This is a genomic window from Gordonia liuliyuniae (genome assembly GCF_021739025.1).
Classification (GTDB): Bacteria; Actinomycetota; Actinomycetes; order Mycobacteriales; family Mycobacteriaceae; genus Gordonia; species Gordonia liuliyuniae.
The window spans coordinates 73,679-89,641 of the sequence record NZ_JAKKOT010000005.1 but is presented as its reverse complement, the minus strand read 5'-3'; the positions used below and the strand labels follow the sequence as shown (position 1 = coordinate 89,641).

The 15,963-nt window shown below is 67.8% G+C and carries 13 protein-coding genes; 10 read left to right on the top strand and 3 right to left on the bottom strand.

Annotation, left to right across the window (positions count from 1 at the left end; translation table 11 throughout):
- Positions 1-14: 14 nt before the first annotated feature.
- Complete coding sequence (locus L5G28_RS11220) at positions 15-965, bottom strand: peptidylprolyl isomerase (RefSeq protein ID WP_237001629.1); 951 nt, start codon at positions 963-965, stop codon at positions 15-17.
- Between the two features lie 126 nt (positions 966-1,091).
- Here L5G28_RS11220 and L5G28_RS11215 point away from each other — a divergent pair, with 126 nt between their 5' ends.
- On the top strand, positions 1,092-1,802 hold the full coding sequence (locus L5G28_RS11215; protein ID WP_237001924.1) for an MBL fold metallo-hydrolase: 711 nt from the start codon (positions 1,092-1,094) through the stop codon (positions 1,800-1,802).
- Positions 1,799-3,064 carry a histidine--tRNA ligase gene (gene hisS, locus L5G28_RS11210; RefSeq protein ID WP_237001628.1) on the top strand — a complete coding sequence of 422 codons (1,266 nt, stop codon included), beginning with the start codon at positions 1,799-1,801 and terminating at the stop codon, positions 3,062-3,064. The genes L5G28_RS11215 and hisS overlap by 4 nt, the downstream gene beginning before the upstream one ends.
- Positions 3,065-3,174: 110 nt before the next feature.
- Here the strand turns inward: hisS and L5G28_RS11205 are convergent, their stop codons facing one another.
- Together L5G28_RS11205 and ypfJ are read right to left on the bottom strand one after the other, a co-directional pair.
- Positions 3,175-3,987, bottom strand: a complete 813-nt coding sequence (locus L5G28_RS11205; RefSeq protein ID WP_237001627.1) for a type IV toxin-antitoxin system AbiEi family antitoxin — start codon at positions 3,985-3,987, stop codon at positions 3,175-3,177.
- A gap of 190 nt (positions 3,988-4,177) precedes the next feature.
- Positions 4,178-5,023 (bottom strand): KPN_02809 family neutral zinc metallopeptidase, encoded by an 846-nt coding sequence (gene ypfJ, locus L5G28_RS11200; RefSeq protein ID WP_237001626.1) that lies wholly within the window; start codon positions 5,021-5,023, stop codon positions 4,178-4,180.
- 191 nt (positions 5,024-5,214) lie between these two features.
- On the opposite strand from ypfJ, the gene aspS reads away from it, so the two are divergent.
- The 8 genes from aspS (at position 5,215) to L5G28_RS11160 (ending at position 15,937) form a co-directional block, all read left to right on the top strand.
- Positions 5,215-7,026, top strand: coding sequence for an aspartate--tRNA ligase (gene aspS, locus L5G28_RS11195; RefSeq protein ID WP_237001625.1), 1,812 nt, complete (start codon positions 5,215-5,217; stop codon positions 7,024-7,026).
- 7 nt (positions 7,027-7,033) lie between these two features.
- Positions 7,034-8,194 carry a hypothetical protein gene (locus L5G28_RS11190; RefSeq protein WP_237001624.1) on the top strand — a complete coding sequence of 387 codons (1,161 nt, stop codon included), beginning with the start codon at positions 7,034-7,036 and terminating at the stop codon, positions 8,192-8,194.
- 10 nt (positions 8,195-8,204) lie between these two features.
- Entirely contained in the window at positions 8,205-9,563 is a 1,359-nt protein-coding gene (locus L5G28_RS11185) for a replication-associated recombination protein A (protein ID WP_237001623.1), read from the top strand.
- Positions 9,564-9,655: 92 nt separating this feature from the next.
- Positions 9,656-12,322: an alanine--tRNA ligase gene (alaS, locus tag L5G28_RS11180; RefSeq protein WP_237001622.1), complete on the top strand. Its 2,667-nt coding sequence runs from the start codon at positions 9,656-9,658 to the stop codon at positions 12,320-12,322.
- Positions 12,319-12,765: a Holliday junction resolvase RuvX gene (gene ruvX, locus L5G28_RS11175; RefSeq protein ID WP_237001621.1), complete on the top strand. Its 447-nt coding sequence runs from the start codon at positions 12,319-12,321 to the stop codon at positions 12,763-12,765. The genes alaS and ruvX overlap by 4 nt, the downstream gene beginning before the upstream one ends.
- Before the next feature lie 30 nt (positions 12,766-12,795).
- Complete coding sequence (locus L5G28_RS19445; RefSeq protein WP_237001620.1) at positions 12,796-14,628, top strand: endolytic transglycosylase MltG; 1,833 nt, start codon at positions 12,796-12,798, stop codon at positions 14,626-14,628.
- Positions 14,621-15,454 (top strand): shikimate dehydrogenase, encoded by an 834-nt coding sequence (locus L5G28_RS11165; protein ID WP_237001619.1) that lies wholly within the window; start codon positions 14,621-14,623, stop codon positions 15,452-15,454. Before L5G28_RS19445 ends, L5G28_RS11165 begins: the two co-directional genes overlap by 8 nt.
- Positions 15,455-15,523: 69 nt before the next feature.
- Positions 15,524-15,937, top strand: coding sequence for a prepilin peptidase (locus tag L5G28_RS11160; protein ID WP_237001618.1), 414 nt, complete (start codon positions 15,524-15,526; stop codon positions 15,935-15,937).
- Positions 15,938-15,963: the final 26 nt, after the last annotated feature.

Sequence of the window (15,963 nt, the reverse complement as noted above, 5' to 3'; positions counted from 1 at the left end):
CTATCTGGGATCTGTCAGTCGTCGTCGCTGACGGACGCCGTCTTGATCTCGAGATTCGCCTTCGGAACGCCGTTCTCCGCGGTGGAGCCGGGTCCGACGACGGCGCCCTGCTTCATCACCTCGTCGATGACTTTGATGCCATCCGGGGACGCCTTGCCGATCACCGACAGGGGTGACGTGGAGGTCGAGTCCTTGGTGAAGATGATGAAGTTGGCGTTGCCGGTGTTGGCCTGCTGGGCCGGATCCTGCGCCTGAGGGTTGTTCGAATTGATGATGGCGACGGTGCCGCGCGGGTAGGTGATCTGGCCCTGGGTCATGCCGAGCTGCGCCATCTGCGGATCGGGCGGCGTCATCTCGAGGAAGTCGGGCGCTTCGTCCGGCGAGTTCCAGCCCGGTGAACCCGCACCGGTGCGCGTCGGATCGCCGCACTGCAGACCTGCGATGTTCTGGCTGCTGGCGAGCCGGTAACAGGTGGTCCCGTTGTAGTAGCCGTCGTTGGCCAGGGAAATGACGGCGTTCACGTTGCACGCAGCATGGCTGCGGTCGAGATCGACGGCGACGTCGCCCATATTGGTGGCGAGGGTCAATTCGGGGTTACCTGAGTTGAGGGTGCGGGAATCCGGTTTCGGGGAGGTCCTCTCCTTCTTGACTCCGTCGCGGAGGGTCGTCAGGAATGCCTCGGCCTCGGGCTTCTTGTCCGCTTCCAACTGCGGCAGCATTGCCTCGACGCTCTTGATCTGGCCCTGGAGGTCGGCGGGGGCGTCCGCGTAGTCGCACACGGTGTGTCGATCGTTGTCCCACGAACGCCACCAGAAGTATCCGCCGACGGCCGCGATGGCGACGACGACGACGCCTGCTGCGGCGATCATCGAGAGTCGACGCTTCTTCGCGGCCTGCTGCTCGCGTTCAAGCCGCTCTTCGAGCTTGCGGCGGGCGGCGTCGCGACGCTCTTCGTTGGTCGACACGCTGGTGGAACCTCCTGTAAGCGGTGTCCGCGGGCGAGAGTCCGCGCGGGGCGGCCCCATGCTATCGCAGAGGCCTGATCAGTCGATGAGACAATGGGTTCGACACACGAGAGAAGGGTGACGTCAGTGCTGATCGCGGGGTTCCCGGCCGGAGCATTCCAGACCAACTGCTATCTGGTCGCGTCGGCGCCAGGCTCGGACGCAGTCGTCATCGACCCGGGTCAGGACGCTGCGCCACAAGTGCGTGCCGCGTTGGCCGAGTACTCCCTGACGCCGGTCGCCGTGTTTCTGACGCACGGGCACCTCGATCACACCTGGAACGCGCAGGAGTTGGCGGACGAGTTCTCGATGCCCGTCTACATTCACGCGGATGACCGTCCGATGTTGACCGACCCCGGGATGGGGATCGGGTCGGCGCTGTCGTCGATGATCGGCGACCTCGAGTTCGTCGAACCGGAGAAGGTCATCGAGTTCGTCGACGGCGAGGACGTCGACGTCGCGGGGTTCCGATGGGGTGTCGACCATGCGCCCGGCCATTCGCGGGGGAGCGTGCTGCTGACACCCGACGTGCCGGCCGACCCGGATACGGGCGAGACGGTTTCCGTCTGCTTCTCGGGGGACGTACTGTTCAACGGTTCGATCGGCCGTACTGATCTGCCCGGGGGCAGTCATCAGCAGTTGCTCGACTCGATCGCGGCGAAACTATTGCCGCGCGACGACGACCAGGTGATCCTGCCTGGTCACGGACCGCAAACGACGATCGGCGCCGAACGCACCGGCAACCCGTTCCTCGTCGATCTGCCAGATACCAAGAAGAAGGGACGATTCGGACTGTGAGCGAGTTCTCCGCGCCGAAAGGCATTCCGGACTATTTTCCGCCCGCTTCGGCCGACTTCCTCGCCGTCCGCAACGCGCTGACCGATGCCGCGCACCGCGCGGGCTACGGGCACATCGAACTGCCGATCTTCGAGGAGACCGCGTTGTTCGCGCGCGGTGTCGGCGAGTCGACCGATGTGGTGAGCAAGGAGATGTACACGTTTGCCGATCGCGGCGGACGCACCGTCACGCTCCGCCCGGAGGGGACGGCAGGGGTGGTGCGCGCGGTGATCCAGCACGGTCTGGATCGTGGGCAGCTGCCGGTCAAGCTGTGCTATTCGGGTCCGTTCTTCCGGTACGAGCGTCCGCAGGCCGGTCGCTACCGGCAACTTCAGCAGGTGGGTGTCGAGGCGATCGGTGTCGACGACCCGGCGTTGGACGCCGAGGTCATCGCGATCGCCGACGAGGGATACCGACGGCTCGGTCTGACCGGCTACCGCTTGGATCTGACGTCGCTGGGCGACGAGACGTGTCGGCCCGAGTATCGAGAGATGTTGCAGGAGTTCCTGCTCGGCCTCGATCTGGATGAGCCGACGCGTGAACGTGCCCGCATCAACCCGCTGCGAGTGCTCGACGACAAGCGCTCGGAGGTGCGGGAGGCGACGGCCGACGCGCCGCTCATGCTCGACCATCTGAGCGATTCCGCGCGCGAACACTTCGAGCAGGTCAAGGCTCACCTGGACCGTCTCGGCGTGCAGTATGTGATCAACCCGCGGCTGGTCCGGGGGCTCGACTACTACACGAAGACGACGTTCGAATTCGTCCACGACGGGCTCGGCGCGCAGTCGGGGATCGGCGGTGGCGGACGCTACGACGGACTGATGAAGCAACTCGGCGGCAAGCAGGAGCTGTCCGGCATCGGGTTCGGCATTGGCGTCGACCGCACGGTCCTCGCGTTGCAGGCCGAGGGGGTCTCGGTCGCGGGTGCGGGCCGCGTCCAGGTGTTCGGCGTCCCGCTCGGCGCCGCGGCCAAGGCCGAGATGGTCGGCGTCGCCGGTGCGCTGCGCGACGCGGGGATCTCGGTCGACCTCGCCTACGGCGACCGCGCGCTCAAAGGCGCGATGAAGGCCGCCGACCGCTCCGGCGCGCGGCTGGCCCTCGTACTTGGCGAGCGCGAGCTCGACGAACGGACCATCGAGATCAAGGACCTCACGAACGGCGAACAGCAGTCGGTGCCTCTCGACGACGTCCTCGCACAGGTCCGCAGCCGACTCACGTCCTGAGGCATCCGCGGGTTTCGGCGACAGTCCGCGGTGTTCGAGGCACAGGCGCGGGCTTCGGTGACATTCGCGGCATTCACAGATGCCGCGAATGTCGGTGAGTGCCGCGACCGTCAGATGATGCCGGCGTCCTCGTCGTGTTTCCGGACAATCGACACCACCCGCCCGGTCCGCAGGTCGTCCCAGGTCCATCGGGCGACGTCGAGGCCGAGGTCGCGGAGCTCGTCCTCCCTGATCTTTTCGCGGATGACGACGTCTTCGGGCTCCTCGCCGTTGCGCATGTCGCGCCGGTACTTGACGAGCCCGTCGAATTCGCCGACGAACCTGCCCATCGTGCCGAAGTCGCAGAACGCTGTGCGGCCCGAGCGTAAGCGGTAACGGACCTGAAGGTCGGGGATCGGCAGCCCGGCGTAGATGATGTGGGCTCGGCTCCACGACTCACCCGGCGACTCTGCTCTGCCGTCGGCGAACGACAGAGCTCGCCGCGCGAGTGCCACACCGCGCCGACTGGATGCGAGCGCACGCGCCATCTCGTCACGGCACTCGTCGTCGCCTGCTGGCGGGCTCTTCGCCAGTCCGACGTCGAAGGCCGTCAGCGCCTGCGCGAAGTGCTTCGCCGCAAGAGCCAAATCCACGGCGGTTCGCCTCATGCTCGTCACGAGGACGCCGTCCACTTCGGTGATGTCGTCGTCGGCGAGGACACCGGTGTGCACGATCCGTCGCTCCTGCGTGTAGCCGCCGCCGGGCCGACCGTTCGTCATATGCACGTGCGCGCGATCCGGGTAGAGAAGGGCGAAGCCGTGTACCGCGGCAGCGGATTCGTGGCTGAGCACCATCGCGTGCGGGCCGGTGGCGGCCGCGAGACACCTGGCCCGGTACAACACCGCGGTGGCGTCGGCCCGGCCGATGAGGCTCGTCTGCGGCATGTACCTCCCCCGGCCAACGACGAGAAGTTCCCCGGCCCGGACCGCGGCAGGGGCGAACCGCACATTCTTTCCGCGGGTCTCGTCGACATTCGCGGCACTCCTGAATGCCGCGGGTGTCGATGAGATCCGCGGCTGGCGTCAGCGGGTGCCGCGGATGTCGACGTGCCCCGCGTTTACCGGTCGGTCGCGTTCACAGGTCGTTGGTGGCGAACGTGTCGCAGCGTTTCGGGTTCCCAGACTCGTAGCCGGTGGTGAACCAGCGTTGACGCTGTCGGGCGCTGCCGTGGGTCCAGCCCTCCGGGTTCGAGTTGGAGCCTTGGATGCTGTCGTCTCCGATCGCTTTGGCGGTCTGGATCACCGACGCGATCTGGTCGTCGGTCAGCGGAGCGAGCATCGCGTCCGGGCCGTCGTCGGCGTGCTGGGCCCAGACACCGGCCAAGCAGTCGGCCTGCAGTTCGACGCGGACCGAGCCGTCGTTGCCCATCCGCTGTCCCTTGGCGAGGACGCCCGTCAAATTCTCGACGTGGTGGCCGAACTCGTGGGCGACGACGTACTCCTGCGCGAGCGGGCCGTCCGACCCGCCCATCCGCTTGAGTTCGGCGAAGAAACTCGGATCGAAGTACGCGGTCTCGTCGGCCGGGCAGTAGAACGGGCCCATCGCCGACGACGCCGCACCGCAGCCCGTGTTGATGTTCCCGGAGAAGATTCGGACGGACGGCTCGGTGTAGTCGCCCATCAGGTCGCCCCACACCTTGTTGACGCTGATCGCCGTCGCCTTGATCCGGCAGACGTCATCGGTGTTGGCCTGCTCGATCGTGCAGTTGTCGATGTGCTCCTGCAGCGCCGCGTCCGATCCGGTGCTCGTCTGGGACGACGTCGCGCCGCCGCCCATGATGTCTCCGGGGTTGACGCCGAACAGCAATGCGACGACCGTCACGACCAGGCCCAGACCGCCGCCCATGGCGATCCGCCCGCCGCCGCCTCCGCCGCCGGAGACATTGCCGCCGTCCAGCGGCCCGCTTCCCTGGAAAGTCATGGAGTCAGGCTAGCGGGTGCGGCGCCGGTTTCGGGGCAACGTCGGAGACGTAACTGTCACTGCGTCGGAGACGTAACTGTCGCAACGTCGGAGACGTAACTGTCGCAACGTCGGAGACGTAATTGTCACTGCGTCGGACTCGAAACGTAGACTGTGGCGAGATCATCTTGTCCTTATCAGGAAGGAACCCAGTGCTCCGCACGCATTTCGCTGGATCGTTGCGCCGCGAGGACGCCTCGCAGACTGTCACCGTCGCCGGTTGGGTCGCACGACGCCGCGACCACGGCGGAGTCGTGTTCATCGACCTCCGCGACTCCTCGGGCCTGGTCCAGGTGGTGTTCCGAGACGACGAGGTCGCTGAAGCCGCTCACCGTCTGCGTGCCGAGTTCTGTGTCCAGGTGACCGGCGTCGTCGAAGCACGGCCCGAAGGCAGCGAGAACCCGGCGCTGGCGTCCGGCGACATCGAGTTGAACGCCACCGAACTCGTCGTGCTCAACGAGTCGGCTCCGCTGCCGTTCCAGCTCGACGAGCAGCCCGGCGAGGAGACGCGCCTGCGTCACCGCTACCTCGACCTTCGCCGTGAAGGGCCCGCGCGCGCTATCCGTCTGCGTTCGCAGGTGAGCGCTGCCGCTCGCACCGTCCTCGGCGGACACGACTTCGTCGAGATCGAGACGCCGACCCTCACCCGCTCCACCCCGGAGGGCGCCCGCGATTTCCTGGTGCCCGCACGCCTGCAACCGGGCAGTTTCTACGCGCTGCCGCAGAGTCCGCAGCTGTTCAAGCAACTGCTCATGGTCGCGGGCATGGAGCGGTACTACCAGATCGCCCGCTGCTACCGCGACGAGGACTTCCGCGCCGATCGCCAACCCGAGTTCACTCAGCTCGACATCGAGATGAGCTTCGTGGACGAGGACGATGTGATCGCCCTCGCCGAGGAGATCCTGGTTTCGCTGTGGAAGCTGATCGGCCATGAGATCACCACGCCGATCCCGCGCATCACCTACGCGGACGCCATGCGACGGTTCGGCAGCGACAAGCCCGACCTGCGCTTCGACATCGAACTCGTCGAATGCACCGAGTTCTTCGCCGACACCCCGTTCCGCGTGTTCAAGGCGCCGTACGTCGGCGCCGTCGTGATGGCGGGCGGGGCGTCGCAGCCGCGTCGCCAGCTCGACGCGTGGCAGGAGTGGGCCAAGCAGCGCGGCGCCAAGGGGCTGGCATATGTGTTGGTCCAGGAGGACGGCAGCCTCACCGGACCGGTCTCGAAGAACATCTCCGACACCGAACGCGACACCATCGCGGCGCACGTCGGCGCGAAGCCTGGCGACTGCATCTTCTTCGCTGCCGGACCGACGAAACCGATGCGTGCTCTGCTCGGCGCCGCTCGCGGCGAGATCGCCGACAAACTCGGCCTCATCAACGACGACGACTGGGCATTCACCTGGGTCGTCGACGCACCGATGTTCGAGCCCGCCGACGACGCGACCGCCGCGGGCGACGTCGCGGTCGGCTCGGGAGCGTGGACCGCGGTCCACCACGCGTTCACCTCGCCCAAACCCGAGTGCATGGCCGACCTGGAATCAGATCCGGGCGCCGCGGTGGCGTACGCCTACGACATCGTGTGCAACGGCAACGAGATCGGCGGAGGCTCGATCCGTATCCACCGCCGCGATGTGCAGGAACGCGTCTTCAAGATCATGGGGATCGGCGAGGAGGAAGCGCAGGAGAAGTTCGGTTTCCTCCTCGACGCGTTCGCCTACGGTGCGCCGCCGCACGGCGGCATCGCCTTCGGCTGGGACCGCATCACGTCCCTGCTGGCGGGCGAGGCCTCCATCCGCGAGGTGATCGCCTTCCCGAAGTCCGGCGGCGGTGTCGACCCGCTCACCGACGCACCCGCGCCCATCACTGTGGCGCAGCGCAAGGAGTCGGGCATCGACGCGAAGCCCGTCCCCAAGAACGAACCTGGTCCCAAAGCTCAGGAGGGACAGGCGGTCAACGCCTGAAACAGTCATGACCCTTGTGGCACACGATCGAATCGACTCCGTCCTCGACGCGGCGCAGGACGTCCTGACGCGACGAGCGGGAAGCCAAGTTCAGATCGACGATCCGGAGGATCTCGGCGGATCCGGACGCAGCACCGTGGTGCGCTTCCGGGTCGCCGACAACCCGGTCTCTCTCGACCGCACCGTCGTCGTCAAGGCGTTCGACGACAACTCCGAAGCGGGCCAAGTGCTGCGCGAGATCGCGTCGTACCGGTATGCGACTGCGTTGCCGACGGTGTCCCGGCCCGGCCCGCAGCTGCTCGCGTCCGACCTGGACACCCGCATTCTCGTGCTGACCGATCTGGGCAGCGGCCGTGGCATGCTCGACCAACTCGCGTCGTCGGACATCGACGACGTCCACCGCGGCGTCAGCGCGTGGGGTCAGGCGTTGGGACGTATGCACGCCGCGACCTACGGCGGTGAGGACGACTTCCAAGCGTTGCTCCGCGTGAGCGGGCGCGGCGGAGTCGGCCCACGCGATGTCGCCGACGACCCGGTGTTCGCGGGCATCGGCGGCGAGGCGTCGGAGTCGGTCCGACGGGCCGACGAAGTGGCGGCGGAGGTCGGCGTCGACGTCCCGGACGAGTTCCGGAGAGTCCTCGACTCCGGTCTGACCCTCTTCGACGAGGGCCGGTTCCGCGCGTTCAGCCCGTCCGACGTCGGCCCGGACAACATCCTCATCAACGACGATGGTGTCCAGTTCATGGACTACGAGTGGGGCGCCTTCCGCGACGCGACCCTCGATGTCGCGTATGCGTTGACGACTTTCCCCGCCGCACTGTCCGACCAGGGGGTCGCCCACCAGGTGGAACTCGAGTCGGCGCTGGTGGACGCGTGGCGATCCGAAGCCGGACCGCTGTGGCCCGCATTGAACGACGACACGACGCTGGGCAATCTGCTGCTGACACCGCGGACACTGTGGACGTGGTTGGGCACCTACTGGATGCTCGAATCGGACACCTCCGGGCACGATTGGGCGCTCCACACGAGCGACCCTCGCGTCGTGACCGCCCGGTGGGCCGATCTTGCGGTCGCGGCCGACGCCATGGCCGGCGGAGACGTCGTCGAGTCGGTAGCCGGCGTGGCGCACGACGTGCAGCGCGCGCTGCAACGACTCTGGTTCGAGTGATCGGCCGCCGATGAGCGATTCGGACAGGCTCTTCGACGACGTCGGCACCGGGACGCGCACCACGCCGCAGACGCCCGCGCCGTCGGCGCCGCTCGCGGTCAGAATGCGCCCGGCATCCCTCGACGAGGTCGTCGGACAAGACCACCTCCTGGGTGAGCGGTCCCCGCTGCGCAGGCTGATCGCGGGCTCCGGCGGTTCCTCGGTGATGCTGTACGGTCCACCCGGCACCGGCAAGACGACGATGGCGTCGTTGATCAGCCAGGCGACGGGCGGCAGTTTCGAAGCGCTCTCGGCGCTGTCTGCGGGCGTCAAAGAGGTGCGCGCCGTGATCGACGCCGCACGGCGTCGGCTCGTTCGGGGCGAACAGACCGTCCTGTTCATCGACGAGGTCCATCGCTTCTCCAAGACGCAGCAGGACGCACTGCTCGACGCCGTCGAGAATCGCATCGTCCTGCTGGTCGCGGCGACGACGGAGAACCCGTCGTTCTCGGTGGTCGCCCCGCTGCTCTCTCGGTCGCTCGTGCTGAACCTGCGGTCGCTGACCGACGAGGACGTCCGGACGGTTCTGCGGCGAGCGGTCGCCGACCCGCGCGGTCTCGACGGTTCGGTCGAGGTGGCCGACGAGGCGCTCGAGCATCTCGTCGCCGTCTCCGGCGGTGACGCCCGGCGCGCGTTGACCGCGTTGGAGGCCGGCGCCGACGGCGCCTCCGACGGCGTCGTCGCCGTCGCCGACGTCGAGGCCGCGATCGACCGGGCAGCCGTCCGCTACGACCGGTCCGGCGATCAGCACTACGACGTGACGAGCGCGTTCATCAAATCGATCCGCGGCTCGGACGTCGACGCGGCCCTGCACTATCTGGCTCGGATGATGTCAGCGGGCGAGGACCCGCGATTCATCGCGAGGCGTCTGATGATCCACGCGAGCGAAGACATCGGGATGGCTGATCCGACCGCTCTGCAGACGGCCGTGGCCGCGAGCCAGGTGGTCCAACTCGTCGGTATGCCGGAGGCGCAGTTGGCGTTGGCGCAGGCGACGATCCATCTGGCTACTGCGCCCAAGTCGGGGTCGGTGACGTCCGCGCTCGGTGCGGCCATGGCGGACGTCGCGGCGGGCAAGGCCGGAGCGGTGCCGCCGCACCTGCGTGACGGTCATTATGCGGGCGCCAAGAAGCTCGGCAACGCCATCGGCTACCGGTTCCCGCACGATCATCCCGATGGTGTTCTACCGCAACAGTATCCGCCGGACGAACTGGTCGGATCCGACTACTACACGCCGACCGACCACGGTTTCGAACGCGAGTTGGGGCCGCGGGTGGGCAAGCTGCGCACCATCATCCGGAGCGCGGCGAACCGTGGCCGCCGCCACTGACGGCCCCCCGGTAAACTCACACTCGAACACCCAGCAACCTGAACACCCAGCAACCTAAACGCTCAGCGATTCTCGACGAAGGACACCCCGCAGTGCAGACGCATGACATCCGGAAGCGGTTCCTGGATCACTTCATCCGTGCCGGACACACCGAGGTGCCCAGCGCATCGCTGATTCTCGACGACCCGAATCTGCTGTTCGTGAATGCGGGCATGGTGCCGTTCAAGCCGTACTTCCTCGGCGACCAGACGGCCCCGTACGAGCGGGCGACCAGTGTGCAGAAGTGTGTGCGCACCCTCGACATCGAAGAGGTCGGCATCACGACCCGGCACAACACGTTCTTTCAGATGGCTGGCAACTTCTCGTTCGGTGACTATTTCAAGCGCGAGGCGATCACGTTCGCGTGGACGTTGCTGACCGACCCTGTCGACGACGGCGGCTACGGTATCGATCCGACCCGGCTGTGGCCGACCGTGTACCTCGACGACGACGAGGCCGAGCGGATCTGGCGCGACGAGATCGGTGTGCCCGCCGAACGGATCCAGCGTCGGGGACTCAAGGACAACTACTGGTCGATGGGCGTGCCCGGCCCGTGCGGCCCGTGCTCGGAGATCTTCTACGATCGCGGCCCCGACTACGGCGTCGAAGGCGGCCCCGAGGCGGACGAGGACCGGTACATCGAGATCTGGAATCTCGTGTTCATGCAGAACATCCGGGGTGAAGGCGGAGCTAAGGACAACTACGAGATCCTCGGTCCCCTCCCGAAGAAGAACATCGACACCGGGATGGGCATCGAACGCGTCGCCTGCATCCTGCAGGGTGTCGACAACGTGTACGAGACGGACCTGTGCCGCCCCATCATCGACCTGGCGGCACAGTTGACCGGTCGCGGCTACGGTCTCGGCCGGCATGAGGACGACGTCTTGTTCCGGGTGATCGCCGACCATGCCCGCACGTCGGTGATGTTGATCGGCGATGGCGTCGTTCCGTCCAATGACGGACGCGGTTACGTGCTGCGGCGCTTGCTGCGCCGCGTCGTGCGCTCGGTCCGGTTGCTCGGCGCCGGTAATGCGTCGATGGGGCGGATCACGGAGGCGGTCATCGACCTGATGAGTCCGTCGTACCCGGAGCTCGCTCGACAGCGTGAGCACATCGTGGCTGTCGCCGTCGGCGAGGAGGCGAGCTTCTCCAGGACGCTCGCGGCCGGCTCGAAGCTCTTCTCCGAAGCAGCGGATGCGACGAGGGCGAGCGGTAGATCGCAGATCAGCGGCAGCGATGCGTTCGCGTTGCACGACACGTACGGGTTCCCGATCGAGTTGACTCTGGAGATGGCGTCCGAGGCCGGCCTGCAGGTCGACCGTGACGGCTTCACCGAGCTCATGGCCGAACAGCGCAGCCGTGCGAAGGCGGATGCGACGTCGCGGAAGTCGTCGCATGCCGACCAGACCGTGTACCGCGAGTTTCTCGACCGCGGCCCGACTGTCTTCACCGGATTCGACGAGTTGGTGTCGGAGGCGCGCGTGCTCGGCCTGGTCGCCGGCGGCGAACGGATCCGCTCGGCGTCGCCGGGCAGCGAACTCGAGGTGATCCTCGACCGCAGCCCGCTGTACGCGGAGGCCGGCGGCCAGACCGCGGACCAGGGCGTCATCACGACGTCGGATGGTGTCCGTTTGTCGGTGAAGGACGTGCAGAAGGTCGGCAAACAGGTGTGGTTGCATCGGGTGGTCGTCGACGAGGGTGAGATCACCGAGGGCGATGAGGTCCTCGCGAGCGTCGACGCCGGCTGGCGTCACGGCGCGACGCAGGGTCACTCGGGCACGCACCTGGTCGGGGCGGCGCTCCGGCAGATCCTCGGCCCGACCGCGACCCAGGCCGGGTCGTTGAACCGGCCGGGCTATCTGAGGTTCGACTTCCATTCGGCCAGCGGACTCACGGACGAGCAGCGTGCGCAGATCGAACAGATCAGCAACGACGCGGTCGAATCGAACTTCCAGGTCAATACGTTCGAGACCGATCTGGACAAGGCGAAGGCGATGGGTGCGATGGCGCTCTTCGGCGAGAATTATGGCGACCGCGTGCGCGTGGTCGAGATCGGTGGACCGTTCTCCATGGAACTGTGCGGCGGAACGCATGTCGGAAGCTCGGCGCAGGTCGGTCCGATCACGGTGATCGGCGAGTCGTCGGTCGGCTCCGGTGTCCGACGCGTCGAGGCGTACGTCGGCATGGACTCCTTCCGCTACCTGTCGAAGGAGCGCGCGCTCATGGCGGGCCTGGCGTCGTCGCTGAAGGTGCCGTCCGATCAGGTTCCGGGCCGGGTCGAGCAGCTCGTCGCACGTCTGCGTGATGCGGAGAAGGCGCTCGACGCGGCGAGGGCCGAGCAGGCGCGCGCCGCCGTGACCGGGCTCATCGACGAGGCTCAGACCGTCGGGGAGACCCTGGTCGTCGCCGGTCGCGTGGCCGACGGTGTCGACGCGAACGGACTGCGTTCGCTCGTCACCGATCTGCGTGGACGTGTCGCCGACCGGAACGCCGTCGTTGCGTTGTTCTCCGCTGACGGCGACAAGGTTCCGTTCGCGGTCGGCACCACCGACGCGGCGCGCGCGGCAGGTATCAAGGCGGGCGACGTCGTCAAGGAGATCGCGCCGTTGGTGGCCGGTCGTGGCGGCGGCAAGCCCGATCTGGCGCAGGGATCGGGCACGGACGCCTCGGGCGTGGATGCCGCGCTCGTGCGCTTGCGCGACGTAGTCGGAGGGCGATGATCTCCCCTCGCGGCCGACGGATCGCGATCGACGTGGGGAGCGTGCGCGTCGGGGTCGCCGTGTGCGATCCCGACGGGATCCTCGCCACCCCCGTCGAGACGGTTCGGCGCGCCAAGGACGGCAGCGACATCGAACGCATCGTCGAGATCATCGACGAGTATGAGGCGGTCGGTGTGGTCATCGGGCTGCCGCGGACGCTCGCCAACACGGAGGGGCACGCGACGAGGTTCGCGCGGGGGTTCGGGAGGGCGCTCGCAGCACGGCTGCGTGAGCGCGACGATCGACCGGACGTACCGACCGAGTTTTATGACGAGCGGTTGACCACAGTCACCGCAACAACGGCATTACGGGCAAATGGTGTGAAGGCGAAGGATGCGCGCGCCGTCGTGGATCAGGCCGCTGCGGTGGCTATCCTCCAGGGATGGTTGGACGCGCACCGGTGAGGCATTCGCCGATGAGGAGGATCGATCGACGTGACTGATCAGGACCCGACGTCTCGCCCGGGGAGCGACGACTCCCGGCGGTATTTCACCGACCGGCCCGCGTCGCAGGGCCCGAACAGGCATCGTCGTCGCCGCGGGCCGGGTGACCCCACGACTACGGGAAGTATTCCGATCGTCCGTGTCGACCGGGCGCTGCCGGACCCGACGATCGAGTATCGGACGCCGGAGCCCACGGAGAGCGCGTCGTCGTACTTCGAAGTGCGCTACCGCAGTTCGGACGATTCGGCGATGCAGTTCACCGACCCGCGGTGGACGCAGCAGCCTCCGCCCGCGCACGCACGTCCCGAGCCGCCCGCACCGCGTCGGCAGGCGCCGCCCCCGGCTCCTCCGATCGAGACTCCTCCGATCGAGACTCCTCCGGAGGCCACGACCCAGCCGACCCCGCGGTCCCGGCATGCGGCGCCCGCCGCCTTCGCGCCGCGGACCGAGCAGATGCCGCCCGCGGCGGTGCCTGCCGAACCGGTTGCTGCCGAACCTGTCACGGTGCACGACGCCGCGTTCGATGTCCTCGAGTCACGACCGGACGAGGTAGGGGAGTTTCCGCGCGAGACGCAGGTGTACCCGCCCGACGACGAGGAGTCCGCGGCCGGGTACGGGCCCGCGGCGCTCGACATCCTGGACGACGACGGCGACGACCCCGTCGTGGGCGGTGCGATGCCCGCACGTCGACGCAACAAACGCGTCCTGATCGGTATCGGAGTCGTCGTACTGATCCTGGTACTCGTCGTCGGCGGACTCGGATTGAAATGGTTCGGTGTCTTCGACTCCCGGACCGACTACGACAGCGCGACCGGGTCGGGCGCTGTGCTCGTCGAAGTCCCGTCGGACGCGGCGATCCGCGACGTCGGGCAGACCTTGGCCGACGCGGGTGTGGTCGGCAGCAAGCGGGCGTTCGTCGACGCTGCGGAGAACGGTCCCGGCGTGTCGGCGGGCTTCTACGACCTGCCGAAGGGGATCTCGGCGAAGAGCGCGCTCGACATGATGAGCGGCACCGATAAACGAGTCGGGCGGATCATCGTTCCCGAAGGGCTGCAACTCGATTCGAAGGAGAGCATCGGCGGGAACACGCGACCGGGCATCTTCGAGATGATCTCGAAGGCGACGACGTTCACCACCGACGACGCCGAGTACGGCGTGAGCGTCGAGCAACTCGACGAAGCGGCGGCTCAGGCGACTCCCGACGAGTTGGGCGTTCCGTCGTGGGCGAAACAGAAGGTCGAGGAGCTGACCGGCGACCACCGACGCATCGAGGGCCTCATCGCCTCCGGAGCATGGGAGAACATCGATCCGCGGCTCGACGCGAAGCAGATCCTGCGCGAACTCATCACGCGCAGCGAGACGCGATACACGGCGTGGGGTCTCCTCGACGGCAACGACGCGAAGCTGTCCCCGTACGACGCGCTGACCGTCGCGTCGATCGTCGAAGCCGAGGCGAGGAAGGAAGGCGACTTCCCGAAGGTCGCGCGCGTCATCCTCAACCGGCTCGATCGCGACCAGCGGCTGGAGATGGACTCGACCGCCAACTACACGGCGGACGTCCGGGCCAACGATTTGCACGGCGACGCCTACAACGACGACAACGAGTGGAACACCTACAAGCACGACGGACTGCCGTTGACGCCGATCGGCGCGGTCGGCGACCGTGCGCTCCGCGCCACCGAGGATCCCGCCGACGGCACCTGGCTGTACTTCGTGACCGTCGACGAGGACGGGACCACGTTGTTCGCCAGCACCTTCGAGAAGCACAAGCAGAACCGTCAGGTCGCATGCCGCAACAAGTTCCTGTCGGTCGGCTGTGAATAGCGGTCTCGGGCGTCGCGCAGCGGTGCTCGGGTCGCCGATCGCTCACTCGAAGTCGCCCGCGCTGCATCGGGCGGCGTACGCCGCGCTCGGTCTTACGGAGTGGACGTACGACGCGCTCGAGACGACCGCCGACCAACTCGCGGATCGAGTCGGCTCCGCGGGCCCGGAGTGGATCGGCTTCTCGGTGACGATGCCGTGCAAATCGGCTGCGCTCGCGTTCGCCGACACGGTGACTGAGCGCGCCGAGCTCATCGGTTCGGTCAACACCCTGGTCCGGTCCGACGGCGGGTGGCGAGCCGACTGCACGGACGTCGACGGCGTCACGGGCGCGATCGCGCAGACCGGGCTCGTCGAACCGCCGACCCGTGCGGTGCTGATCGGTGCGGGCGGGACGGCGCGGCCCGCGTTGGCGGCGCTCGCCGAGGCTGGCGTCACGGACGTCATCGTCGTGGCTCGGGACGCGGGACGGGCTGCCGGGCTCCTCATTCTCGCCGACCGGCTGGCGGTCAACGCGCACGTGGTCGGCTTCGCGCCGACCGATCGGCTGCGCGCAGAGTGCGCGGCGGCCGACATCACGATCTCCACCGTGCCCGCTGCGGGCGCCGCCGTCCTGACACCGTCGGTCGCGTCGTCGGCGCGGCTGATCGACGTCATCTACGATCCGTGGCCGACGCCGCTCGCCGCCGCCGTCGCTGATGCCGGCGGCGTCGTCGTCGGCGGGCTCGTGATGCTCCTGAACCAGGCGTACAGCCAGGTGGAGCAGTTCACGGGTTCACCTGCGCCGAAGGCCGCGATGGCCGCCGCCGTCGGTATCGACACGGACTGAGCCGCTGCGGGCAGCGCACCTACTCGCCGGTTGTGGATAACGCGGTTGGCAGCGTCGAGTCGAGCGACGATGCTGGCACTCATGCTCGTGGTCGCACTCGTTCTCTCCTGTGCCGCGCTCGCGTGCGCGGCGACGGACGCGTGGACCGGGCGCATACCCAATGCGATCACCCTGCCCGCGATCGGACTGGTGGTGGTGACCGGCGTCGTCGAGCCGCTCGTTCTGCTCGCCGGCGTGCTGTGTGCGTCCGTCTACGCCGTCGCATTCGCCCTCCGGACATGTGGCGGAGGGGACGTCAAGCTCGCCGCCGTGGTCGGGGGAGCCCTCGGAGCGCCCGCCGCCGCAGTGGCGACGGTCGTCGTCGCAGCGAGTGTCACGCTCGTCGTGAGCCTCGTCAGCCGTCGACGCGCCGTCGTGCACGGGCCCGCGCTCGTCGCTGCCGCGGGTCTGGTGACCGCGTTCTCGATCGCCGCAGGCCCGTGAGCGCTCGCGGGCCGTGACGTGGCGTG

Bases quoted from the DNA above. Each gene is read 5' to 3' on its own strand.
- L5G28_RS11205 (WP_237001627.1), bottom strand. From the start codon at position 3,987: ATGCCGCAGACGAGCCTCATCGGCCGGGCCGACGCCACCGCGGTGTTG.
- ypfJ (WP_237001626.1), bottom strand. From the start codon at position 5,023: ATGACTTTCCAGGGAAGCGGGCCGCTGGACGGCGGCAATGTCTCCGGC.
- L5G28_RS11190 (WP_237001624.1), top strand. From the start codon at position 7,034: ATGACCCTTGTGGCACACGATCGAATCGACTCCGTCCTCGACGCGGCG.
- L5G28_RS11185 (WP_237001623.1), top strand. From the start codon at position 8,205: ATGAGCGATTCGGACAGGCTCTTCGACGACGTCGGCACCGGGACGCGC.
- ruvX (WP_237001621.1), top strand. From the start codon at position 12,319: ATGATCTCCCCTCGCGGCCGACGGATCGCGATCGACGTGGGGAGCGTG.
- L5G28_RS11160 (WP_237001618.1), top strand. From the start codon at position 15,524: ATGCTGGCACTCATGCTCGTGGTCGCACTCGTTCTCTCCTGTGCCGCG.